This window comes from Psychrobacter alimentarius (assembly GCF_001606025.1).
GTDB lineage: Bacteria > Pseudomonadota > Gammaproteobacteria > Pseudomonadales > Moraxellaceae > Psychrobacter > Psychrobacter alimentarius.
In genome coordinates this window covers 2,128,551-2,153,167 of record NZ_CP014945.1, presented here as the reverse complement: position 1 = coordinate 2,153,167, position 24,617 = coordinate 2,128,551, and the positions used below count along the sequence as shown (strand labels likewise).

Below are 24,617 nucleotides of genomic sequence, written 5' to 3'. Positions count from 1 at the left end.
CTTGCTGTTCGCATAGCGTGACAGAGGCTACAAAAAATATTACCAGTAGCGCTGGCTATATATGGGGTTTTAGAGTGATCTTGTGATATTTAAAACAACACCAACTGACCGCTACGCTGATCTTTAAACTTGGTTTGCGTTTGCGCCAATACGTATTGACGAAAGTTATCTCGCGTCAAATGTGCTAAATGCTCGTTTTTACCTGTGGTGGCAATAAAGTATTTGGCACGATTGACCGCGGCGCCCATCTTTTTTAGATGATATAAAGTCAGTTGATTAAACTTACGTGCCTTGATGATTTTTTTGGCCGTTTTAGTACCAATACCGGGTATCCGCACGATCATCTCATAAGTCGCGGTTTGAATATTGACTGGGAAATGCTCACGATGGCGTATTGCCCAAGCCAGTTTTGGATCACAGTCCAAATCTAAGAATGGCGACTCGGGTTCTAGAATCTCATGCGCACCAAACCCATAGAAACGCATCAACCAATCTGCCTGATAGAGACGGTTCTCGCGTACCATTGGCACGGGCGTACCAATCGCTGGCAGACGATTATCAGACAGCATGGGTACGTAACCAGAATAGTAGACACGCTTTAGATCATACGTTTTGTAAAAGTGACTGGATAGTTGAATCACCTGCAAGTCTGTCTCATTACTTGCCCCAACGATCATCTGGCTGGTTTGACCTGCTGGCGTGAATTTCGGTGCTTTTTTATGCGTTTTACGGCTCTCACGAATAGTAATAATCTCTTCTTTTACTGTCTCCATCGGTGCTTTCAATTGCTCATGTGATTTTTCTGGTGCGAGCAGAGCCAGCCCTGACTTGGTTGGGATTTCAATATTCACGCTTAGACGATCGGCGTATAGTCCTGCCTCTAGCAACAACTCTTTTGACGCACCCGGAATGGTTTTTAAGTGAATATAACCGTTAAAACGCTCGCGGGTACGCAATATCTTGGCAACTTCAACCAATCGCTCCATCGTATAATCGCCGCTTTTAAAAATACCTGAGCTTAAAAATAACCCTTCGATGTAATTACGACGATAAAATTGCATGGTCAAATCAACCACTTCTTCCACACTAAAAGCGGCACGTGGCGTGTCATTGCTTTTTCTGGAAGTACAGTAAGCACAATCATAAATACAATGATTGGTCAAAAGAATCTTTAGCAAACTGACGCAGCGACCATCTTCGGTATAGCTGTGACAAATGCCAGTTGCTGAGGCATCACCAAGTCCGCCACCTTGGTTTTTTCGCGTACCAGCCGAGGAAGAGCAAGAAACATCATATTTAGCCGCGTCTGCTAAAATATTGAGCTTGCCCTGTAGTCTTTCATAATTGATAGCTGCCATAAGTGGGTATTTACCAATGTATTAATGAAAGACTATTTTAGCAAGATTGACGTTAAGTTATTGTATTTATAGGAAAAGATTAAAAACAACACGACATTTAGTGTCGTTTTTTAAAGTACAGTTTATAAACAGTAAAAGCAGCGCTTTACCAAATGATAAACAGTCGTTATTAAACATTGAAACTTATTGTCAGAGAACAAAAAAAGGCGTTGCCCGCTATTAGTTAATTTAGCGGACGAAGCCTTTTATACCGAGTATTACTGAGTCATTGCTTAATATTTCAAAGCTGGATTTATCTATTAGATCTTACTGAACTTTGGCGCGTATCACCACAGTTTGAGCAGCATTGGGATTCAGGTTCACTAAGTTCCACTTAAGACCTGAGTAATTTTCTTGAATAACGGTCGTGTTACCGACTTGTTGAATGGTTTGATAGCTACCGCCGCCTGTGGTTGCAAGCGTTGGTATCGAACTATTCAATGATACCAGTTGCACGCCGCTTGGTAGAGATACCATCGCATTGATATCGTTGACTGGTTGGGCTGTGGTATTGGTATAAGTGGTGTGGTATTCGATAATGTCGCCGGGCGCTATGTGATTGGCAGGGACTGCGACGTCACGTCCAGCACTGTTTTTTAGGATCTTCATGACTTTGGTTTGGGCATTGACGATATCAGGCGTACTAAATGTCGGGGTAAGTCGTAGAGCATCTAATGACGTTGTGGTTATCTGGCTGGTCACGGGTAGCTGCGTCGCTGTTGTGACAGGCGTTACTTGTGTCACGGTACTGACGGGCGTAGTGATAACGTCCACGTTGGAGACAGTATTGGTCACTTGGTTGCTGACAGGCACGCTGGTAACCGTGGTGCTACCTTGAGTCACAACCGTACTGTTATTGCCAGCTTGACGGACAACATATCGCGGAACCGTTGTCACTTGAGTGACGGCATAAGGCATACCATCCTGCATGGTAATACCATTTGGTGTCGCAGTGATGGTTGCCGTCTTACCGTCTGAGTATTGTTCAACGACAGTCGTACTACCACCAGCAGGCGAGCTAATGGCGATTTCAGGCGCAGCATGTGCCACTGATACCGTCAGTACGGCACCCGCCATAATGGCCGAGACCACTGTGGTTAATGATGTATCAAAATTTATGCTCATAAAAGGCTCCTTTAAAATAACGGTAAATGAAACAGCAATAAATAATGTATAGACAAGAAAAACCCTTGTTAAATGACACAACAGAGTATGCCAAATAACAAGGGTTTCGGTACTGACGACAGTCAATATTAACTATCAAACCATCATTATTTTCGATTAGAAGTTATACCAAATGGCATAAATATCCATACTCAAGCAATTATGCGCCAAAACAAATTGAGTAGAAAAGCAGCATTGTGTAACTGCTATTTTATATATAATGACGGTTTAAATGATGTTATTTGCCTATTAGCTAGATGAGCTGCTGTTTCGTCTGCTTTAATATAGAGCTTCTATCAAAGCATGTTTTTATAAAGGCACGATAAGCACAAAATCAATCGTAGATAACTTTCATTACTTCGTATTCAACCACACCTTTAGGGGTTTCGATACGTACTTCATCACCTTCAAACTTACCGATAAGGCCACGAGCAATTGGTGAGTTGACTGAGATTTTGCCAGCTTTGAAGTCGGCTTCATCGTCACCAACGATTTTGTACTGTTTTTCTTCTTCAGTGTCCATGTTTTCGATCACGACGCTGACGCCAAACACGATACGACCTTCTTTTGGTAACGTTGAAGGATCGATGACCTGAGCACCACCAAGTTTTGCTTCGATATCACGAATACGTGCTTCACAAAAGCCTTGTTGCTCACGAGCAGCATGATATTCAGCGTTTTCTTTTAAATCGCCGTGTTCACGGGCCTCAGCAATGGAAGCTGTGATGCGTGGACGGTCGACACTTTTTAACTGTTTTAATTCGGCTTCTAAAGCCGCATGTCCTTGCGGAGTCATGGGATAACGTTGCATGTTTTTTCCTTAAACCAATAACACCACACCACCTCATAAGGAGATGGTGTCAATGTTGTTGCAATGAGTATGAAATATAAAAAGAGTGGGGTTCAGATGGTGTCATCAGTAAACGGGCTATTATGTATTAGCACATTTACTCTTAGTACCAAGCAAACTGACAGTACCAAGCGCACTGAACCTTACGTAATAAAAAGCATAGTCGCAGTTCAGCCACTATGCTTTTGTAGGTTTGACTCTTTAAAGATATTGTTTTTTTAACGTACGATTGTCACAGAATAATCAATAACAAGTCTTGGCTAAGCTTTTGTATAAGCTTAGCGGTTATGCTTAATCTACTGAAATTATTCAGTCACGTCAATAGTCTTTGCTTGTTCATGTAAATCTTGCAACTTATAGACTTCAAATGGCAAGTCAATCGCATAAGATTTACAAACTGCATCTGCTGCACCTAACGTGGTGACATAAAAGACTTTACCTTGTAAGGCACTACGACGAATAGAGAATGAATCCTCTTGCGCCTGCTTACCTTCAGTCGTATTGATAATAAGGTCAATCTTACCGTTTTTCAAGGCATCAACGATATGAGGGCGGCCTTCAGTAACTTTGTTGATTTGCTTACACTCAATACCAGCATCGCTCAGTACCTTTTGCGTTCCTGTGGTCGATACGATATTGAAACCGAAGTCTACAAGTTGACGAGCGATAGGAGCGATTTGTGCTTTATCGCTATCACGAACTGAGATAAAGACGGTCTTATTCTCGCCCTCAGTAGGCAGACCTGGCAAGCGCTCATTACTACCGATGATGGCTTTGTAAAATGCTTCGCCAAAAGTCTTACCCACGCCCATTACTTCACCCGTTGATTTCATCTCAGGACTCAAGATTGGATCGACACCAGGGAACTTAGCAAATGGGAATACCGCTTCTTTAACCGCGTAAAATGAAGGAACGATTTCAGTGGTAAAGCCTTGGTCTTTCAGTGACGTACCAGCCATACAGCGAGCGGCGATTTGTGCCAATGACGTACCAATACACTTAGAGACAAACGGGACAGTACGGGCAGCACGGGGGTTCACTTCTAAGATATAAACCGTTTCACCTTTGACCGCGAACTGAACGTTCATGAGGCCAACCACGCCAAGCTCCTTTGCCATAGCCACGGTTTGTGCACGCATGACATCACACAGCTCATCTGATAGTGAGTATGGCGGTAGTGAGCAAGCTGAGTCACCAGAGTGGACACCTGCCTGTTCGATATGTTGCATGATACCACCGATGACGACATCTGTACCGTCACATACGCAGTCCACATCGACTTCGATGGCGTCATCTAGGAAGCGATCGAGTAGGACAGGCGCCTCATTCGAGGCTTGTACGGCGGTACGTAGATAATGTCTTAGTTCATCTTCGTTATAGACGATTTCCATCGCGCGACCACCAAGGACATACGATGGACGTACAACCAGTGGATAGCCCACATCTTTTGCTTTAACCAATCCATCTTCTAAGCTGGTGGCTAGAGCGTTTGATGGCTGAGTCAAATTAAGCTGCTGAATCATGTGCTGAAAGCGCTCACGGTCTTCAGCGCGATCAATCGCATCAGGGCTAGTACCGATGATTTTTACGCCAGCAGATTCTAAAGCGCGGGCAAGTTTCAAAGGCGTTTGACCACCGAACTGGACAATCACACCATCTGGATTTTCGATACGGACGATCTCTAGCACGTCCTCTAATGTGATTGGCTCAAAGTATAGACGGTCAGAAGTGTCATAATCGGTCGAAACCGTTTCAGGGTTACAGTTGACCATGATAGTCTCATAGCCGTCTTCACGCATGGCAAGCGCTGCATGGACACAGCAGTAATCAAACTCAATACCTTGACCGATACGGTTAGGGCCGCCACCGATAACCATGATTTTTTTCTTGTCAGTTGGGTTGGCTTCACATTCGCTATCGTAGGTTGAGTACATATAAGCGGTGCTGGTGGCAAACTCTGCGGCGCACGTATCAACAAGTTTATACACTGGATAGACGTTTAAATCCCAACGCTTTTTACGTAGTTGCTTTTGTGACACGCCAAGCAATTTAGCCAAACGCAAATCTGACAAACCTTTACGCTTAAAGCTGCGTAGATTTTTCTCGTTCAATCCACCAAAGCCTAAGGATTTCACGGTTGCTTCGGTTTTAACGATGTCTTCGATTTGTACCAAGAACCATGGGTCAATCTTAGTGAATTTAAACACCTCGTCGACGCTCATACCAACGCGGAAAGCGTCTGCAATGTAGTAGATACGATCAGGGGTTGGAATCGTCAAGCGATTGATAATTTCGCTACGAGCCTTCTCAGCACTGACTTTTGATAAGTCAACTTGCTCATCAAAACCATCCGCGCCTGTTTCCATACCGCGTAAGGCTTTTTGCATCGACTCTTGGAAGTTACGACCAATCGCCATCACTTCGCCGACCGATTTCATCTGAGTCGATAGGATGTTGTCCGCTTGTGGGAATTTTTCAAAGTTAAAACGAGGAATCTTGGTCACGACATAATCAAGCGCAGGCTCGAAGCTGGCTGGCGTTTTGCCGCCTGTGATGTCGTTTTGCAATTCATCTAGCGTATAGCCAATCGCCAGTTTTGCTGCGATTTTGGCAATTGGGAAGCCAGTGGCTTTTGAGGCGAGGGCAGACGAGCGTGATACACGTGGATTCATCTCGATGACGACCATACGGCCCGTATCAGGGTTGATACCGAACTGTACGTTTGAGCCGCCTGTTTCTACACCGATCTCACGCAGTACTGCCAAAGAGGCATTACGCATGATTTGATATTCCTTGTCGGTCAATGTCTGCGCTGGGGCAACGGTGATTGAGTCGCCTGTATGCACGCCCATAGGGTCAAAGTTCTCGATGGCACAAATGATGATGCAGTTGTCGTTTTTGTCACGGACCACTTCCATCTCGTACTCTTTCCAACCGATTAGTGATTCATCGATGAGCAGCTGATGGTTTGGTGATAAGTCAAAACCGCGCTCACAAATCTCAATAAACTCATCGCGGTTGTACGCGATACCGCCGCCTGAACCACCCATGGTGAATGACGGACGAATGATGCAGGGATAGCCCATCTTTTCTTGAGTGGCAAAAGCTTCTTCCATGGTCTCAGCGGTTTCAGCGCGTGGGCACTCAAGACCGATACGTTTCATCGCTTTGTCAAATAAGTCGCGATCTTCTGCCATCTCGATTGAGTCTTTGGTCGCGCCAATCAACTCACAGTTGTACTTGGTTAGTACGCCATGTTTGTCTAGGTCTAATGCACAGTTGAGCGCGGTTTGTCCGCCCATGGTTGGTAGGATTGCATCGGGGCGCTCTTTGGCAATGATTTGCTCAACCGTCTGCCATGTGATCGGCTCGATATAGGTGGCATCTGCCATGACAGGGTCAGTCATAATGGTCGCAGGGTTTGAGTTGACCAAGATGACGCGGTAACCTTCTTCTTTTAGTGCTTTACACGCCTGTGCGCCTGAGTAGTCAAACTCACACGCTTGGCCGATAACGATGGGGCCTGCGCCAATGATAAGAATGCTTTTTATGTCGGTACGTTTTGGCATAGTTAGAGCTACCTTCGTTTGATGATATTTTAAGTAATCTTTATTTTTAATAACGCTTGTGGCGTTTTGTACTTACAATGCTTCGCTACAGTGCTGCTCAAACCGCTTTTAGCGATTCAAGCATTGACTTATTATCAAGTTATAACGACCATTTAAGCTTGGGCAGTTTTAGCCGCTTCCATCATCTCAGCAAACTTATCAAATAATGGCGCGCAGTCATGTGGGCCAGGGCTGGCTTCTGGGTGACCTTGGAAGCTAAAGACAGGCTTATTGGTCAGCTCAATACCTTGGTTGGTACCGTCAAATAGTGAGCGATGGGTAGATTTGACATTGTCAGGTAGCGTGTCTTCATCAACCGCAAAACCATGGTTTTGACTGGTGATCATCACTGTGCCAGTTGCCAAGTCTTGTACGGGATGGTTGGCACCATGATGGCCTGTTTTCATCTTGATAGTATTAGCCCCGCTGGCAAGACCAATCAGCTGATGACCTAAGCAAATACCAAACGTTGGTACGTCAGTCTCTTCAATAATGTGACGCACGGCGTCGATCGCGTAATCACAAGCCGCAGGATCGCCTGGGCCATTTGATAAGAAAATACCATCTGGGTTCATCGCGAGCACGTCTGCGATAGGCGTTTGTGCTGGGACAACAGTCACGTGACAACCACGGTCTACGAGCATGCGTAGGATATTGGTTTTGCTACCAAAGTCATAAGCGACGACATTATATTTAGAGTCGATATGAGTACCAAGCTGTTTAAAAAAGCCGCCAGTACCGCTGTCATGGCTACCCTCTACATCACGGTTGAGTAGGGTGTCTGATAAATCCCACGTACCTGCAGTCCACTCAAAGCTGTCTTTGGTACAGCATTCTTTTGCCAAGTCCATACCTTCTAAACCAGCAAATTCTTGTGCCAGTTTGATGGCCTGTTGCTCGTCTTCTGATGTGATTGTCTCACCGTTTGAGGCAGTCATGATACAACCGTTCTGAGCACCTTTTTCGCGTAGTAGGCGAGTCAATTGGCGTGTGTCGATTTCAGCGATAGCGACCGTATCATTGCGCTTTAGATAATCAGCAAGCGATTCAGAATTACGGAAATTTGAGGTAACCATGGTCGCGTCACGAATGATAAGACCGTCAGCCCACACTTGATGACCATTACCAGATTCAGTGTCTTCGCTATTGGTACCAGTGTTGCCGATGTGCGGGTAGGTGAGAGTCACCAATTGACGTGCATAACTTGGGTCAGTCAGGATTTCTTGATACCCTGTCATGGCTGTATTAAATACCACCTCACCGACGCGATGACCAAGACTGCCGATACTCACACCGCGAAAAATTGTACCGTCTGCTAGTGCCAAAATTGCTTGTATTTCTGCCGATGAATTCAAGGGTTGCCTCCGCTATTATGTGTGAGTGCCATGATATTTTGCATCCAAAAATGGGATGAAAAAGCTTCTTAATTGTTTATTTATTATTGCCAAATAAGCGTAAAAAAAGCTTCAAACCCAAATTTTTTCCACAAAAAAGCGAGAAGACATTATTGATGAAAACTACAAATCTCACTAGATAGTGAATAGGTAACTTGCATCATGTCCGCTCGCTTAGGCACAGATTTTGCGCATTATATACAATATATGTACAAATAGCCAGTCGATTTTATAATCTACGCGATAAACATAAATCTTGTAACTATGTTAAATATAAGATAAAGCGTTATTTGTGAGGGAGTACTAGAGTAAAATGGCTTTGATGCCGACTTATCAGTCAGTCATTGCTTATAAAACCATTCATATAGAATAGACAAACAATTATCTGGGCTAAAATAGCCTAAGCATAGGAAATATACTCTTTATATAACTACTGTCTTTATAATAAGTGTTAAGTGTTAAGATTCTAGCGACATTAATAGGACTGGATTTTAATGAATGGCTTTGCCACAATAGGCAGCGTTGTTTGCCATATTATTATAGTCGCAATAGCTGATACTGACTATCAGTCGATTTTTTGAAATACAATCAACGATAACCACTAGTATTCGTTATTCGAGACAATTGTAAAAAACAATAAATATAACAAGGAGTCGTTATGATTTATCAATATTTAGATAAAGTGCCTGAATTTGCCGTACCATTCAACGGCTGGGTCGCAGACTCAGCACAAGTGATGGGTGATGTATATTTGGGACATCAAGCCAGTGTTTGGTTTGGTGCAGTGCTGCGCGGTGACAATGAACGTATTCATATCGGTGATTACAGCAATGTACAAGAAAATAGCGTGATTCATACTGATGCTGGTATTGAAGTAAAAATTGGCAATTATGTCACTATTGGTCATTTGGCCATGCTACATGGCTGTGAGGTTGGGGATAATAGCTTAATCGGTATAGGTGCAGTCGTATTGAATAAGGCCAAAATTGGTAAAAACTGTCTCATTGGTGCCAAGGCGTTGGTTACAGAAGGCCAAGAGATTCCAGACAATTCATTAGTTATGGGCGCACCTGCAAAAGTAGTAAAAACACTAACCGATGAGCAAGCGGCCATGCTCAAATTATCAGCAATGCACTATGCGGAGCGTTGTCAAAAATTTAAAACTGGTTTAAAAGAAATTGCTGTGCCAGATTAAATGGTCATGCTAAGTAAGCAGTAGCCTTTAAGTCATAAGCATCATAATCAGCCAGATGATGGCAAAAATGATAATACCAATGATAAGTCCGCGAAAAACATCATGGCGTACGGAATAATCGTTTAGGTAAGCGTTATTATTAGTAGACTCGTCGATATTTAGAGCATTGACGCTTTCAGCACCAGCAGATTTGCCAACGATGAGACCCATTATAGCCCCAAGTATCAGCATAAAAGGGGTAAATAACCAAAAAATCTCACCGTTACCAATACCGAATATTGAGCGGATGATTACAATAGCCAGATCGATCAGTAAGCCGCCAAATCCATACATCAAACCGTTCAAAAGTGCATGAGTTAGGCGTTCTGAGAATGATTGATGGCTAGTGCCTGATTGACGCTGTCTAATTTCTCTGATCGAGCGTGCAGGGCGCCGGGGTCTATTTGAGGTGTTGGTTTTAGGATTTGGCGATTTCATAGGGTTCCCAGTCTTTTTATTAAACATGCTAGATAAAATAAATTACCATGCTTTTATTTAGGGCATCGTAGTGTTATCGAAATTTTACTGACCAAATTTTCTATTTATAAAGTTCCATATTACAAATATTATTTATATTAAAAATTATGTTTTTTAACAAACCATCATAAGGCCATATCATGCAGGCAAATCAGGCAAATCAGGCAAATCAGGCAAATCAGGCAAATCAGGCAAATCAGGCAAAGAATCCTCAAAAAGAACTGGCATTATTTGATCTAGACCATACTTTACTCGATGTGGATAGCGACTATCTATGGGGCGAGTATATCGTCAAACATAATCTTGTTGACGAAGCTGAATATCGCACTGCCAATCAGAAATTTTATCAAGATTATATTGAAGGTACGCTGGATGCGACGGAATACAATGAGTTTGTCGCGCAGTTTTTGAGTAGCTTACCAATAGATAGGCTGCATGAGCTACGAGAAGACTATATCAAAAGTGAAATCGAGCCTCATATTCGCCCAAAAGCGATGGAAGTCTTATGTCAGCATATTGAGCAAGGTCATGATGTGGTGATTATCTCTGCGACCAATGACTTTGTCGTCTCTGCGATTGCCAAACGTTTTGGTATCGAAGACAGTCACGTGTTATCGACACCACTTGAGATAAAAGATGAGCGCTATACGGGCAAATTGACGGATAAGCCCAATTTCCAAGAAGGGAAGATTTATCATCTCAACAAATGGCTTGATAAGCAGCAAGTGGCTGGCATTGATTTCAAAAAAACGTATGCGTATTCAGATTCCAAAAACGACATTCCACTGCTTGAGTGGGCGGACGTGGCGATCTGCGTATCACCTGATGACACGCTACATGCGCATGCTCTAGCACATCGCTGGGCGGTAGAGGATTGGTCGCTTTAGTTGTGTGGTTCGACATCATAAAGAATTAACCAACTATTAAACGTTAATCTCTTTTAAAATAGCGCTGTATCCGTTATTTATTTTTATTAGAAAAGCATAGGAACCTTTATGGAAATCAATCCGTATCAAGAACAAATCAAAGATCTATCCGAGCGTGGACAGGACTTGCGGAGGTATCTTTGACTTCGATGGTAAGCAAGAACGCTTAGAAGAAGTCAATTTGGAGCTAGAGAACCCTGAGCTATGGAATGATCCTGAGCGTGCGACCAAGATTAACAAAGAGAAAAGTCATCTTGATGGTGTCATTGACGTGGTCGTTTCACTTGAAACCACGCTAGAAGATGCGTCCGCCATGCTAGAGTTGGCAGTCGAAGCAGAAGATGAGTCGCTGCTAGCCGATGTGCAAAGCGAGCTTGATAGTGCCGAAGCACGCGTGGCTGATCTCGAGTTTCGCCGGATGTTCAGCGGTGAGATGGATCCAAACAACTGCTACCTAGATATCCAATCGGGCAGTGGCGGTACAGAGGCACAAGATTGGGCAGAAATGCTGCTGCGTATGTATACGCGCTGGGCAGAAGCGCACGGTTTCAAGGTCGATGTGATCGAAGTCTCGGCAGGCAGCGTGGCTGGGATTAAATCGGCGACGATTGAGATCAAAGGCGATTATGCCTTTGGTTGGCTACGTACCGAGATTGGTGTACATCGCTTAGTACGTAAGTCACCCTTTGATAGCAATAATGGCCGTCATACATCGTTTGCTGCGGTATTCGTCTCACCTGAAATCGATGACAATGTCGAGATTGATATCAATCCAGCGGATCTACGTATTGATACTTATCGCTCATCAGGCGCTGGCGGTCAGCATGTCAACACGACTGATTCGGCCGTTCGTATCACCCATGAGCCAAGCGGCGTGGTAGTGACTTGTCAGAACGAACGTAGTCAGCACGGCAACAAAGCTACTGCCATGAAAATGCTACGCGCCAAGCTTTATGAGCTTGAAATGCAAAAGCGTATGGAAAAGCAACAAGCTGTCGAAGACAACAAATCCGACGTTGGATGGGGCAGTCAAATCCGCTCTTATGTACTGGATGACTCACGTATCAAAGACTTGCGTACGGGTGTAGAAACCTTTAATACAGGTGCTGTACTAGACGGAGATCTCGATCAATTCATTGAAGCGAGTCTAAAAGCGGGTCTGTAAAATTAAGTCCATGAAAGCAACGTTAAATCTAAAACATTACCTAAAATTTTATTAAGGATGAATGATGCCAAGCGTTAATAATTATTTTGATAATAAAGTCACTTCTATCGCCTTTCAAACCGAAACCAAGCCTGCTACCGTTGGTGTGATGGAAGCGGGTGAGTATGAGTTTGGGACCAGCGAGTTTGAAACCATGAGTGTGGTGAGCGGTGCATTGACCGTAAAGTTACCAGAGAGCGATGAATGGCAAAATTTCAACGCTGGTGAGCAATTCACGGTTGAAGCCAATCAAAAATTCAATGTCAAAATCGAAGTAGAAACAGCTTATTTATGCCTTTATGGTAAATAGCTTTATCTAAACGCCAGTCATATTGATAAAAAACGCTAAGTGTCATGCTTGGCGTTTTTTTTGTGTTAATGATTGGCTTAAAATAAAATTTTCATAAGTTTTTACGGTATTGCACCATGTCAGTTTGGGTAGCAATGACATCGTATAGTTTGCGAGCTGCGCTGTTTCCTTCTTGCGTCGTCCAATAGACCCGATTGCAGTTTTTTTGAGCTGCAAAGTTATAGACATACTCAATCAAAGCCCGTCCAGCCCCTTGCCCACGCGCATTGTCGCTTACGTATAAATCTTCTAAGTAACAGCAGTCAGAAGTGTTCCACGTGTTGGGATGTAATACGACATGAGTGATACCAACCAAGGTGTCGTTTATCCATGCCCCAAACCCATAAATAGCGATGTCTTGATTGAGCAAGTTGTCCCATGTTGCCTCTGTTGTATGAGTGGGCAGTGTGGTTTCATAGAAGCTCAGATAGCGTTCCCATAACACGAGCCACAAGCTGTAATCTGTTTGAGAAAGAGGCGCTATTTTTATAGAAGTGTTTTGCATTGTATTTTATTCAACTTAAGTTCTAATTTGCATCAAATTATGCCTTAAAACTCAATTTTATAAAACCCTTGCATCCATTTAGTTTTACACAGGATTACACTTTGTCCTTGGCAAATAAACAGCAAAAATCATCACAGTTCATTATGCTAAAACGATTCATTTATCAGACGAGTTTTCTTATGAACAAAGAAAATCAGCAAAACCCTACACAAGATGTGCGCCATGACTATGAGCATTTGGCTCAGTTGGCAAATTTACGCTATGTCAGTGACAATGAGCCTGGATATGGGCGCAGACGGTGGGGACGCGGTTTTACCTATCGCGACGCAACAGGAAAAACAGTCAAAGACAAAGCGCTACGTAAACGATTTGATGCGTTAGTGATTCCGCCTATGTGGTCAGAGGTCTGGATATGCCGAGATGAAAAAGGCCATCTACAATCCACAGGCCGCGACGAAAAAGCACGTAAACAATATCTGTATCATCCTGAGTGGGATCGCGTGCGCGACCAAGCCAAGTTTGATGCCATGATTGGTTTTGCAAAGGCTTTGCCAAACCTACGTGCCCAAGTCGAACAGGATTTGGAGGCAACACCATTATCACGAGCCAATGTCTTGGCAGCCGTGGTCAAGCTATTAGAAACCACGCTCATTCGTATCGGTAATAGTCGTTATGCTAAGCTCAATAAAAGCTATGGCTTAAGTACATTAAGAAGCAAGCACGTCAGTCAAACTGACACAGGTCTGGCGTTTGATTTTGTCGGTAAAAGTGCCAAGGAGCATCATATTGAGCTACAAGATGAGCGTTTGATTGAGATCATACAAGCGTGCTCTGAGCTACCGGGTTATCAGATCTTTAAGTATTTGGATGAAAATGGTCACAAGCAAATTGTCGATAGTAGTGATATCAATGAGTATCTGCGAACACACACTTGTACCGATGGTAGCAGTGGCAAGATGTATAGCGCAAAAGACTTTCGCACATGGATGGCAAGTGTGCTTGCAGCGAGTCATTTGTATGACGAATTACAAACCTCTGACGGTAAAGCCATATTAACCAGTGTGCCTGACAGCGCCGAGCGGCAGCAATTGGTCACTGATATGGTAAAAATGGTCGCAGAAGAGCTGGGTAATACGCCTGCTGTTTGCCGATCCTCTTACATCAACCCTATTATTATTGAGCGATTTTTAGCGGGGGAGTTTTTTGAGTCCTACAAGCAAGCACGCCGTGGACATACCAAAAAGTATCAAAGCTGTGAAGAAAAGGCGTTGCTAGGTTTTCTGAGTAATGAAACCTGATAAATAATTAAAAAATAAAGGCCACTGATATCTGTACTCTAACGCCTCCTGTCTGACCTATAAAAGGTTTATTGGTTCGTAAATAGGAATGTTAAATAAAAATGATACGGTATGTATTGAAATAAGTGTAAAAATGCGTTACTAATATAGTATATTAAACAACAAGGTTTGAAACGGTCATAGGATATAACCGTTTCAACGGTAGTCTTTATTGTTCTACCTGTCACTCGTTATTGCTAAAGGATTAGCTTATGAACACCCTTTCTTCAAATACTTCGTCTGTCAGTCGCTCATTTTCAGACGCATTGTCTTTAAACACCGAGTCTTCGAACACCGATACAAATACTAAAAACACATCAGCAAATTACAATGATTATTATCATAACTTTAGCATGGATACATTGCTGACAGAGATTTTTGGCGAGCATTTAGACGATCGTTTAAACGCTTATACGGCGTGCTGTGGCCGTCACGTGCGTGATGGCCGTGGCGATATGACAGCACTGGTGCATGAAGATACCGCAGGCAAGGTGACAAAAATGACGTTTGCTGAGCTTGATAAAGCCAGTGCGCAAGTCGCCAACCTATTGCAGTCTTATGGTGTAAAAGTAGGCGATCAAGTCGCAACCATGTTGCCTCGCACACCTGAGCTACTGACTATTGTATTAGCCACATGGCGAATTGGTGCCGTATACCAGCCGCTATTTACCGCTTTTGGTTATGATTCAATCAAATATCGAATGGATAAAGCAGGCACCAAAGTTGTCTTTACCAATGTCGATAACCGCAGCAAATTTGAAGACTTGGCTGACCAAACCAAAATGGTATTGGTCGGTGGTGACAATGATATACAAGTCGATGATCAGCACTGGAATGATGATCGTTATGCCAAGATGATGGCAATGCAACCAGAAACGCTAGAGCCTATATTATTGGATATTAATGCGCCATTTTTACAGATGTTTACCTCAGGCACAGTAGGTAAGTCTAAGGGTGTCAGCGTCTCATTGACAGCACTTCCTGCTTTTTATCTGTATATGCGCTATGCCATCGACTTACGTAACGATGACAGTTATTGGAATATGGCAGATCCAGGCTGGGCTTATGGACTGTACTATGCCATTACAGGTCCCTTGTTGTTGGGTGTGACCACTCATTTTAACGAAGCTGGTTTTGATGCCGCCAATACTCGTGATTTTATGATACGTCACAAGATTACCAATTTGGCTTCTTCACCGACGGCGTTTCGAATGATGAAGTCGAGTGGTGTGTTTGACAACGTTAATGACGACGCTCGTGACAATACTAATGTTAAATTATCATTGCGCTGTGCCAACTCAGCAGGCGAGACCCTCAACACGGAAGTGGTCAATTGGGTTGAGACTTATTTGAACTGTAAGGTTTGTGATCAGTATGGCCAAACAGAGACGGGAATGACGTGCTGTGCGCATCATGCATTGGAACATGAAGCTCCAGTTGGCTCGATGGGAATGGCACTGCCAGGGCATACGCTCGTCGTATTAGATGATGACATGAATATATTGCCTGATGGCGAGCAAGGGCAGTTAGCCGTCGTGGTGAGCCAATCACCCGCGTTTTATTTCCATGGTTATAGTTGGAATGAAAAACAAGCGTTCGCTGATGATTACTATCTGACGGGCGATGTGGTCGAACGTCATAGCGATGGCAGTTATTGGTTTTCAGGGCGTGATGATGACATCATTATCACCGCAGGTTATCGCGTAGGTCCAACGGATGTTGAAAACACTGTCTTAGAGCATGAAGCCGTTGCCGAGTCAGCAGCCGTTGGTATACCCGATGAGGTACGCGGTCATACCATCAAATCTTATGTGGTATTAAAAGACGGTATTGAGGGAACGGATGAGATTGCCAAAGAAATTCAAAACTTGGTACGCAAGCGCTTATCAACTCATGCTTACCCACGCGAGGTGGAATTTGTGTCGTCTTTACCAAAAACGCCAAGTGGCAAAATTCAGCGCTTTTTATTGCGTAGTCTATCTGCTGCATAAATACTCAATAGAGCGCTTTATTGATACATATAGTCAATTCAATACAAAGTAAATACAGTACTGCCAACATCATATTTTCTTGCTTGCTGTGTCTTCGCAGACAAAGGCTACAAACATATATCGTTGGCAGTCCATTATTATTGTTGTGCTTTTTTTATTTAGGATTAACCATAGTTCGTATAAAGCCAGCTTGTAAAAAATAGCGCATAGAAAAAATAGTTCATAACAATTAGAAAGTGAAAGGAGCAGTCATGCATATTGAAAAAAACAGCTTTTTGGTGACGGGCGGGGCATCAGGTTTAGGAGAAGCAGTGGTTCGCGCTATTGTTGCTCAAGGCGGTAATGTCGTGATTGCCGATCTCAACGAATCGGCAGGACAAGCTTTAATCAATGAGCTAGGTGATAAAGCACGGTTTATACGGTGTGACATAACCAGTGGCGATGATGTGCAAGCTGCTGTCGATATGGCCGAAAAAGCGTTTGGCAGTTTACAAGGCTCTGTTAACTGCGCTGGCATCGCTGTCGTACAAAAGCTGCTGGATCGTGATAATAATCCAGCGGATCTTGAGTCCTTTAGTCGCGGAGTCAATATTAACCTTGTAGGCTCATTTAATGTGGCGCGTTTGGTCGCTGCCAGTATCGCCAAGCGCGTCGCTAGTGATGCGACAACGGCGGTAGAAAACTATGCCGAAAAAAACAATGCTGACCAAGGCATTATTATCAATACTGCGTCTATCGCTGCCTTTGACGGTCAAGTGGGACAAGCCAGTTATTCCTCGTCAAAGGCAGGCGTGGTAGGTTTGACGTTACCGCTTGCGCGTGAGCTTGCGCGTCACGGTATTCGGGTGATGACCATTGCGCCTGGCGTTTTTGCCACGCCAATGATGCAGAGCATTCCTGAAAAAGCGCGTGAACAGTTGGAGGCAGGCGTGCCTTATCCAAAACGTTTGGGCAATCCGGCTGAGTTTGCCAAGCTGGTCACCCATATCATCGATAATGCGTACTTAAATGGCGAGGTTATTCGTTTGGACGGCGCGATTCGTATGATGTGATGCTACATCACGTCTTTAAATAGAGGACAGTATTTCTAGCTGTCTGATTCATCACTTTTGCATAAAACTTGGCATAGTGCTTTGATATATTATGACTCATTGCTATTTAGTATTTGTTATAAGGATTAAAGTCTATGTCATTTTTTCACACACATGCTAGTAAACATTCAAACTGGTTGTTTGTCGCGATAGGACTTGGCCTTGCTACCATTGTGAGCGCTGGCGCGGTCATCTATGTCAACAGTCACTCAAAACAACCATCACCCATTCCTGATACGACTATCATCGATAAAATCTTGGTGATTAAGTCGCAGCGAGTGCTTAAATTATTGAGCGGTGACACAGTGATTCAGTCGTACAAAATTTCATTGGGAGGGGACCCTGTTGGTCATAAGCAGCAAAAAGGGGACAATCGTACGCCTGCAGGCAGCTACACCTTGGATTATAAAAACGAAAATTCTATTGCCTATCGTTCTATTCATGTCAGCTATCCTAATGCTGCTGATAAGGCGAGAGCGCAGTTATTGGGCGTTGATGCGGGCGGCGATATTATGATTCATGGACAGATGAATGGCTTTGGCCATCTAGCTTGGTTCAATCAAAAACGTGACTGGACCGAAGGGTGTATTGCTGTGACCAATGAAGAAATAGATGAGATTATGGCTGCGGTAAACGTTGGAACACTTATCGAAATCGTCGAGTAATGACTTCTTGGTTCTAAAATATGAATAATAAGTAAGTATTCAAAAGATACTAATAAAATTTTGCTATAAAAACGATAACACCTATTCTTTGCTGACACCTTTTCGCCAAACAAACTTCTCTTTTCATGATTCTTTATTTATTCTCTTGAAATACATACTTCATGTACTTATTAAAGTCCTATGGTGATATCATCACAATTAGTAAGGTTTTTTTATAGTATTAGAATCGGACTTTTTTGCTATTACCAATAAGTCACTATTTGTGGTTGACAACTCATATATGTGAGTTGAAATCTGGCATGACGTACCCTATATAGATAATAACTGACAATGATTGATACCTGACAAAATTTGTGGTCACCACCACAGTTCCAGTATCTTATTTTTTGTCAATCAACTAAAAATACTAATTATAAAAGGACACAAATATGAGGTTCGAAAAATTTACCCAAAAACTGCAATCGGCGATTCAAGAAGCCCAAAGTCTAGCGTTAGGACGCGATCATACAGGCATTGATCCTGTCCATTTGCTGGCGGTGTTGCTGCAAGATGAATCCAATCTGTCGATTTGCCAACAAGCAGGCGCTTCTATTCCTGCGTTAAAAAATGGCGTGGCAAAGGCGTTAGATAAGCAAGCAACGATTTCAGAGCCGACAGGCGATGTCAATTTAAACCCAAATTCAGTCAAAATTCTAAATTTAGCAGATCGCCAAGCACAAAAAGAAGGCGATGATTTTATTGCGACAGAATGGGTCATGTTGGCACTTGCCGAACAAGGCGAAACTAAGAAAATATTTGAAAGTGCTGGCGTGACGGCAAGCAAGTTAAAGGTAGTCATTGAACAATTGCGCGGTGATGACACGGTAAACAATCAAAATGCCGAAGATCAGCGTGATGCACTCAATAAATATACGATCAACCTAACTGAACAGGCGGAGCTTGGTAAGCTTGATCCAGTGATTGGCCGTGATGAAGAGATTCGCCGTACCATTCAAGTGCTCTCGCGCCGTACTAAAAATAACCCAGTGTTAATCGGTGAGCCGGGTGTGGGTAAAACGGCAATCGTCGAAGGCTTAGCACAAAAAATTATCAATGGCGATGTGCCAGAAGGCCTACGTCGTAAAGAAGTGCTATCATTAGACTTAGGTGCGCTTATTGCGGGTGCTAAATTCCGCGGTGAGTTCGAAGAGCGTCTCAAAAGCGTGTTGAGTGATTTGGCCAAGCAAGAAGGCAACGTTATCTTGTTTATCGATGAGCTACATACCATGGTCGGTGCAGGCAAATCAGAAGGCGCGATGGATGCAGGTAACATGCTCAAACCAGCATTAGCTCGTGGTGAGCTACATTGTGTTGGCGCGACAACGCTTGATGAGTATCGCCAATTTATTGAAAAAGATGCCGCGCTTGAACGTCGTTTCCAAAAAGTACTTGTCGATGAGCCAACGGTTGAGGATACCATTGCGATATTGCGTGGCCTCAAAGAGCGTTATGAGTTACATCACGGCGTCGATATTCAAGACAGCGCAATCATTGCTGCCGCTCGTATGAGTCATCGTTATATCACCGATCGCAAGCTACCGGATAAAGCGATTGATTTGATTGACGAAGCAGCCAGTCGCTTACGTATGGAGATGGACAGTAAGCCTGAAGCTTTGGGCAAGCTTGATAGTCGCTTGATTCAGTTAAAAATGCAGCGCGAAGTCCTAAAAAATGAAGAAGACGCAGGGGCGCAAGCAGAGCGTAAAGTATTGGATGCGCAAATCGAAGAGCTTGAAAAAGAATACGCTGACCTTAATGAGATTTGGCAAGCCGAAAAAGCTTTGGTCAAAGGCAGCCAGCAGTTAAAAGACGAGCTAGACAAAGCGCGTATTGCTTATGACAAAGCCAGTCGCGAAAGTGACTATGAAACCATGAGCAAACTGCAATATGAGACCATTCCGCAGTTAGAGCGCCGTATCACTGAGTCTGACTTGGCAGAGCAAAAAGAGCAGACCGGTGAAGGCAATGGTGTCAAATTGCTACGTAATAAAGTCACAGACAATGAGATTGCAGAAGTGGTTGCAGCAGCGACCGGTATCCCAGTCAGTAAAATGATGCAGGGTGAGCGTGACAAAATGCTCGCCATGGAACAAAAACTCCATGAGCGTGTAATTGGTCAAGATGAAGCGGTCGAAGCGGTCGCCAATGCCGTACGTCGTAGTCGAGCAGGATTGTCCGATCCGAATCGCCCATCAGGTTCCTTCCTATTCTTAGGGCCAACGGGTGTTGGTAAGACAGAGCTGACCAAATCGCTTGCGAACTTCTTGTTCGATAGTGAAGACGCCATTGTCCGTATCGACATGAGCGAATATATGGAGAAGCATAGCGTCAGTCGTCTGGTGGGTGCGCCTCCAGGGTACGTCGGTTACGAAGAGGGCGGTGCATTGACGGAAGCGGTACGTCGCAAGCCTTATAGTGTTATCTTGTTTGATGAAGTTGAAAAAGCGCATCCTGATGTGTTTAATATCTTGCTACAAGTATTGGATGATGGGCGTTTGACGGACTCTCAAGGCCGAGTGGTGGATTTTAAAAATACGGTTATCATCATGACCAGTAATTTGGGGTCGCATAAGATTCAGGAAATGGTTGGTGAAAGCTATGAGGATATCAAAGCTGAAGTGATGGAGTCTGTTGGACAACATTTCCGTCCTGAATTTGTCAACCGTATTGATGAAATTGTTGTCTTTCATCCACTCGGTATGTCACAAATGGCAGGTATCGCTGATATCCAGCTAGATCGATTGCGCAAGCGTTTGTATGAGCGTGAAATGGATATTGAACTATCAGCAGATGCAATGAATAAGCTGGTTGCTGTGGGTTACGATCCTGTCTACGGCGCGCGTCCACTAAAACGTGCGATTCAGCAAGAGATCGAAAACCCATTGTCACTCAAACTGCTGGCAGGTGATTTTGTTGCTGGTGACATCATTAAAGTCGATGTCGGCGCTGATGACAAACTGGTTTTTGATAAACTGAGAATGAGTTAATAGCAAACGCCAAACAATGTTTTTTGTAAATATAAACCAACCCCTTACTTGCGATGGCAAGTGAGGGGTTTTTACGTTGTGTATTGGTATTATTTTACTTTTTTAACACGATGACTGTGTTATAAATAATTTAAGCTCTAATGACACGAACTTAACACGGATGGAGAGTAAAAGATGACGACAATCAACAAAAGGCATATCAGCACACCATTAACCCTACCAATCATTGTATCAGCACTTCTGTTTAGTACGGCAGCTTGCTCCAATCAATCAGGCCTAACTACCAGTACGGATTCCAAAGACGCAAAAACCTCACCTAAAAAATCAGCCGTCAGCAATGAAAAACCTGAATTCACTACCAAGACTGTTGCAACTTTTGATGAGCCTTGGGCAATGGTAGCGCTGCCCAAATCGAATAATGCGTCCCTCAAGTTTTTGGTCACGCAAAAGACAGGTGAGTTGTTTATTGTAGATACTGCTACAGGGGCTAAGACAGAAGTTACGGGTATACCTAGCGTTGCTTACGGCGGACAAGGTGGATTGGGAGATATTACGGTTGCGCCAGATTTTGCGACCTCCAACAACGTCTATATCAGCTATGCAGAAGCAGGTAAGGGCACTGATAGCAATAAATTTGGGGCTAAGGTGATAAAGGCCAAACTGTCAGGATTGAATAGTGCGACGCCAAGTCTGCAAAATATCACCCCAATTTGGCAACAAACACCGAAAGTAACTGGGCAAGGTCATTATAGTCATCGCTTGCTATTTTCACCTGACGGACAGTATTTGTATATCAGCTCAGGGGAGCGTCAGAAAAAAGACCCAGCGCAAGACATGAGTATGAACTTGGGCAAAATCATTAGGTTACATCCTGATGGCTCGGTGCCAAAAGACAATCCATTTGTCAGTGATAGCAACAAAATTGCTTCTCAGTTTTGGACAGTAGGCAATCGTAATGTACTGGGGATGAGATTCGATGAAAATGGTAAGTTATGGATAAGTGAGATGGGGCCAAAGGATGGTGATGAATTTAACTTAATTGAAAAAGGCAAGAACTATGGTTGGCCGATTGTGTCTAACGGACGCAACTATTCTGGTACGCCTATTCCCGATCATGATACTCGTCCTGAGTTTGCAGCACCTAAAGTCACATGGACGCCTGTCATCTCACCCTCATCAATGAGTCTCTATACTGCTGGTACACATAACGATTTCCCAGCATGGCAAGGAGATTTTCTAGTTGGTGGATTATCCTCAAAGGCTTTAGTAGTAGTGGATGTTAATAATAATACTGCTTCCGAGCGTTATCGGTATGATATGGGTGAACGTATTCGTAGTGTGTTGACAGTGGATGGTAAAGTATGGGTATTGGAAGATGAGAATGACAGCAAGTTGCTGCAACTAATACCGAAATAAGATATTCCCCCCCCTATATTTCTGTTTTATTGTTTTAAAAATTATCTGTGAATACAAAAATTAGTAGGCAAACTGAGGTAGGTAGCGCTACCTAGTTTGTCTATTTTTTGTAAAACTGCATATGGATATGCTACATAATTTTATAGTATGTCTATTAGTAACGAAATTGTAAGTATTTGAATTAGATTTGATAATTATGAGCGACCTTGTTAAGGTGACCCTTCTAAAAAATCGAGGCTAATAAATAATGGATCATGTAAAGGTTGGCAGATTAGGCCCATTCCCCCGAGTTAGTAAACCTGTGTTTATTACTTCGGCATTACTTATCGTAGGGTTTATTATTTTTGGTGCTTTTTTCACCGAAACAGCAGGAACACTATTTACTTTCTTACAAAATTTTATTACTGATAAGTTCGGCTGGATGTTCACCATTTTGATGAACTTGGCGCTGATCTTTTGTATTTACCTTGCAGCGAGTCGGTATGGTGATATACGTTTAGGCCAACAGACAGAGAAACCAGAGTACAGTCTGTTCTCATGGATTGGCATGTTGTTCTCAGCCGGTATTGGTATCGGATTGGTATATTGGGGCACAGCTGAGCCGTTGTATCACTATATGGCACCGCCACTTGGCGAGCCGGAGACGATAGAGGCTGCCAAGCAAGCAATGAGCATCTCATTTTTGCATTGGGGTTTACATGCTTGGGCCATTTATACCATTGTAGCGTTGTCGTTGGCTTACTTCCATTTTCGTCGTGGTTTACCGCTCTCTATTCGCTCAACCCTGTATCCTATATTAGGCGAAAAAATTTACGGTCGCTGGGGTCATACGGTTGATATCTTGGCCGTGTTCGGTACGATGTTTGGGGTAGTAACTTCTTTGGGTCTGGGTGTTATGCAGATCAATTCAGGTCTAGAGAACTTATTTGGTATTCCCAACAATTTGACAGTACAGTTTATTACTATTGCTTTTGTGACCGCACTTGCATGTGGTTCGTTGATGCTTGGTCTTGATAAAGGTATCAAGCGCTTAAGCGATATCAATATGGGCTTTACAGGTATACTTTTGGCCTTTATGGTTATTTTGGGACCAACCTTATTTATTCTTGATAGCTTTCTTGAAAATATCGGGAATTACGTAGTTAATTTAATACCTTTATCAACGTGGGGTGAGTCTTATAGTAATACAGACTGGCAAAGCAGTTGGACCATGTTCTACTGGGCATGGTGGGTAAGTTGGGCACCATTTGTAGGGGTGTTTATTGCTCGTATCAGCCGTGGTCGTACGATTCGCGAGTTTGTATTGGGTGTGCTTTTAATTCCAATGGTGCTTTTATTTTTCTGGTTCACAACTTTTGGCGGTGTGGCTATCCATATGGAGCTGCTCGCAGGGCTTGATCCAACCCTTGCCAATCCAGGCTTGGTAGAAGCCGTACAGCAAGACATGGGCAGCGCCATTTTTAGACTGGTTGAGTATTATCCATTTACAAAACCGATTACGTTACTTATCGTTGTTATGATCATCCTATGGTTTGTCACGTCATCAGATTCGGCGAGCTTTGTGATTGATATGTTGACTGCTGGTGGTGATACCAATCCACCTAAAATTCAGCGCTTGTTTTGGGCAGTTACGGAAGGTTTGATTGCTGCTATTCTGTTGGCTGCTGGTGGCTTGGGTGCTTTACAGGCGGCAGCTATTGTCGCGGGACTGCCCTTTGCTTTGGTCATATTTTTGATGATGTATGCGTTGCATCGTGGTTTGGGTCGAGACCGACTGATACTTTATCGGGCTCAGCAGCACTTTATTACTGAAGAGTCTGCCGATCATAACTCAGCCAATGAATTTGCTGATGAGCACTTATTAAAAGGGCCACCCAAGATTACAAAAGACGAATAGTTCGCTGATAAAATAGCTATCATATGATGGTTATCTAAAACAAAAAATCCTAAGACACATGAGTGTTTTAGGATTTTTTATGTCTG

At 43.4% G+C, this 24,617-nt stretch carries 18 protein-coding genes; 11 read left to right on the top strand and 7 right to left on the bottom strand.

Annotated elements, in window-relative coordinates; translation table 11 throughout:
• Positions 1–89 precede the first annotated feature (89 nt).
• The 5 genes from A3K91_RS08750 to carA all read right to left on the bottom strand — a co-directional run bounded on the left by A3K91_RS08750 (position 90) and on the right by carA (position 8,374).
• The gene (locus tag A3K91_RS08750) at positions 90–1,358 is read right to left on the bottom strand and encodes a putative DNA modification/repair radical SAM protein (RefSeq protein WP_062844914.1); all 1,269 of its coding nucleotides are present in this window, start codon (positions 1,356–1,358) and stop codon (positions 90–92) included.
• A gap of 306 nt (positions 1,359–1,664) precedes the next feature.
• A complete protein-coding gene (locus A3K91_RS08745) occupies positions 1,665–2,522 on the bottom strand; it encodes a hypothetical protein (RefSeq protein ID WP_062844913.1) in 858 nt (285 codons plus the stop codon).
• 373 nt (positions 2,523–2,895) lie between these two features.
• Complete coding sequence (gene greA, locus A3K91_RS08740) at positions 2,896–3,372, bottom strand: transcription elongation factor GreA (RefSeq protein WP_057760725.1); 477 nt, start codon at positions 3,370–3,372, stop codon at positions 2,896–2,898.
• Positions 3,373–3,716: 344 nt separating this feature from the next.
• Positions 3,717–6,980: a carbamoyl-phosphate synthase large subunit gene (gene carB / locus A3K91_RS08735; protein ID WP_062844912.1), complete on the bottom strand. Its 3,264-nt coding sequence runs from the start codon at positions 6,978–6,980 to the stop codon at positions 3,717–3,719.
• Positions 6,981–7,132: 152 nt separating this feature from the next.
• The gene (carA, locus tag A3K91_RS08730; protein WP_062844911.1) at positions 7,133–8,374 is read right to left on the bottom strand and encodes a glutamine-hydrolyzing carbamoyl-phosphate synthase small subunit; all 1,242 of its coding nucleotides are present in this window, start codon (positions 8,372–8,374) and stop codon (positions 7,133–7,135) included.
• Positions 8,375–9,071: 697 nt separating this feature from the next.
• Here carA and A3K91_RS08725 point away from each other — a divergent pair.
• A complete protein-coding gene (locus A3K91_RS08725) occupies positions 9,072–9,608 on the top strand; it encodes a gamma carbonic anhydrase family protein (RefSeq protein ID WP_062844910.1) in 537 nt (178 codons plus the stop codon).
• Positions 9,609–9,635: 27 nt separating this feature from the next.
• Here A3K91_RS08725 and A3K91_RS08720 read toward each other — a convergent pair whose 3' ends face one another.
• Positions 9,636–10,085, bottom strand: a complete 450-nt coding sequence (locus A3K91_RS08720) for a hypothetical protein (protein WP_062844909.1) — start codon at positions 10,083–10,085, stop codon at positions 9,636–9,638.
• Between the two features lie 179 nt (positions 10,086–10,264).
• Here A3K91_RS08720 and A3K91_RS08715 point away from each other — a divergent pair, with 179 nt between their 5' ends.
• The 3 genes from A3K91_RS08715 (at position 10,265) to ppnP (ending at position 12,564) form a co-directional block, all read left to right on the top strand.
• Entirely contained in the window at positions 10,265–11,011 is a 747-nt protein-coding gene (locus A3K91_RS08715; protein ID WP_062844908.1) for an HAD family hydrolase, read from the top strand.
• Positions 11,012–11,119: 108 nt separating this feature from the next.
• Positions 11,120–12,215 (top strand): peptide chain release factor 2 gene (prfB, locus tag A3K91_RS08710; protein WP_099046701.1). Its coding sequence is split into 2 segments (ribosomal slippage): positions 11,120–11,191 and positions 11,193–12,215, totalling 1,095 coding nucleotides; the frame shifts between segments, so codons are not numbered across the junction.
• Between the two features lie 64 nt (positions 12,216–12,279).
• Positions 12,280–12,564 (top strand): pyrimidine/purine nucleoside phosphorylase, encoded by a 285-nt coding sequence (gene ppnP, locus A3K91_RS08705; RefSeq protein ID WP_062844906.1) that lies wholly within the window; start codon positions 12,280–12,282, stop codon positions 12,562–12,564.
• Positions 12,565–12,655: 91 nt separating this feature from the next.
• Here the strand turns inward: ppnP and A3K91_RS08700 are convergent, their stop codons facing one another.
• Positions 12,656–13,108, bottom strand: a complete 453-nt coding sequence (locus A3K91_RS08700) for a GNAT family N-acetyltransferase (RefSeq protein ID WP_062844905.1) — start codon at positions 13,106–13,108, stop codon at positions 12,656–12,658.
• A gap of 179 nt (positions 13,109–13,287) precedes the next feature.
• On the opposite strand from A3K91_RS08700, the gene A3K91_RS08695 reads away from it, so the two are divergent.
• The 7 genes from A3K91_RS08695 to A3K91_RS08665 all read left to right on the top strand — a co-directional run bounded on the left by A3K91_RS08695 (position 13,288) and on the right by A3K91_RS08665 (position 24,531).
• On the top strand, positions 13,288–14,406 hold the full coding sequence (locus A3K91_RS08695) for a DNA topoisomerase IB (protein WP_062844904.1): 1,119 nt from the start codon (positions 13,288–13,290) through the stop codon (positions 14,404–14,406).
• Between the two features lie 251 nt (positions 14,407–14,657).
• Positions 14,658–16,436, top strand: coding sequence for an AMP-binding protein (locus A3K91_RS08690; protein WP_084387316.1), 1,779 nt, complete (start codon positions 14,658–14,660; stop codon positions 16,434–16,436).
• A gap of 251 nt (positions 16,437–16,687) precedes the next feature.
• Entirely contained in the window at positions 16,688–17,488 is an 801-nt protein-coding gene (locus A3K91_RS08685; RefSeq protein ID WP_062844903.1) for an SDR family NAD(P)-dependent oxidoreductase, read from the top strand.
• A gap of 134 nt (positions 17,489–17,622) precedes the next feature.
• Positions 17,623–18,192 (top strand): L,D-transpeptidase family protein, encoded by a 570-nt coding sequence (locus tag A3K91_RS08680; protein WP_062844902.1) that lies wholly within the window; start codon positions 17,623–17,625, stop codon positions 18,190–18,192.
• A 428-nt stretch (positions 18,193–18,620) separates the two neighbouring features.
• The gene (gene clpB, locus A3K91_RS08675; RefSeq protein WP_062844901.1) at positions 18,621–21,218 is read left to right on the top strand and encodes an ATP-dependent chaperone ClpB; all 2,598 of its coding nucleotides are present in this window, start codon (positions 18,621–18,623) and stop codon (positions 21,216–21,218) included.
• A gap of 174 nt (positions 21,219–21,392) precedes the next feature.
• On the top strand, positions 21,393–22,634 hold the full coding sequence (locus tag A3K91_RS08670; RefSeq protein ID WP_062844900.1) for a PQQ-dependent sugar dehydrogenase: 1,242 nt from the start codon (positions 21,393–21,395) through the stop codon (positions 22,632–22,634).
• Between the two features lie 247 nt (positions 22,635–22,881).
• Complete coding sequence (locus tag A3K91_RS08665) at positions 22,882–24,531, top strand: BCCT family transporter (RefSeq protein WP_062844899.1); 1,650 nt, start codon at positions 22,882–22,884, stop codon at positions 24,529–24,531.
• The last annotated feature ends 86 nt before the right edge of the window (positions 24,532–24,617 follow it).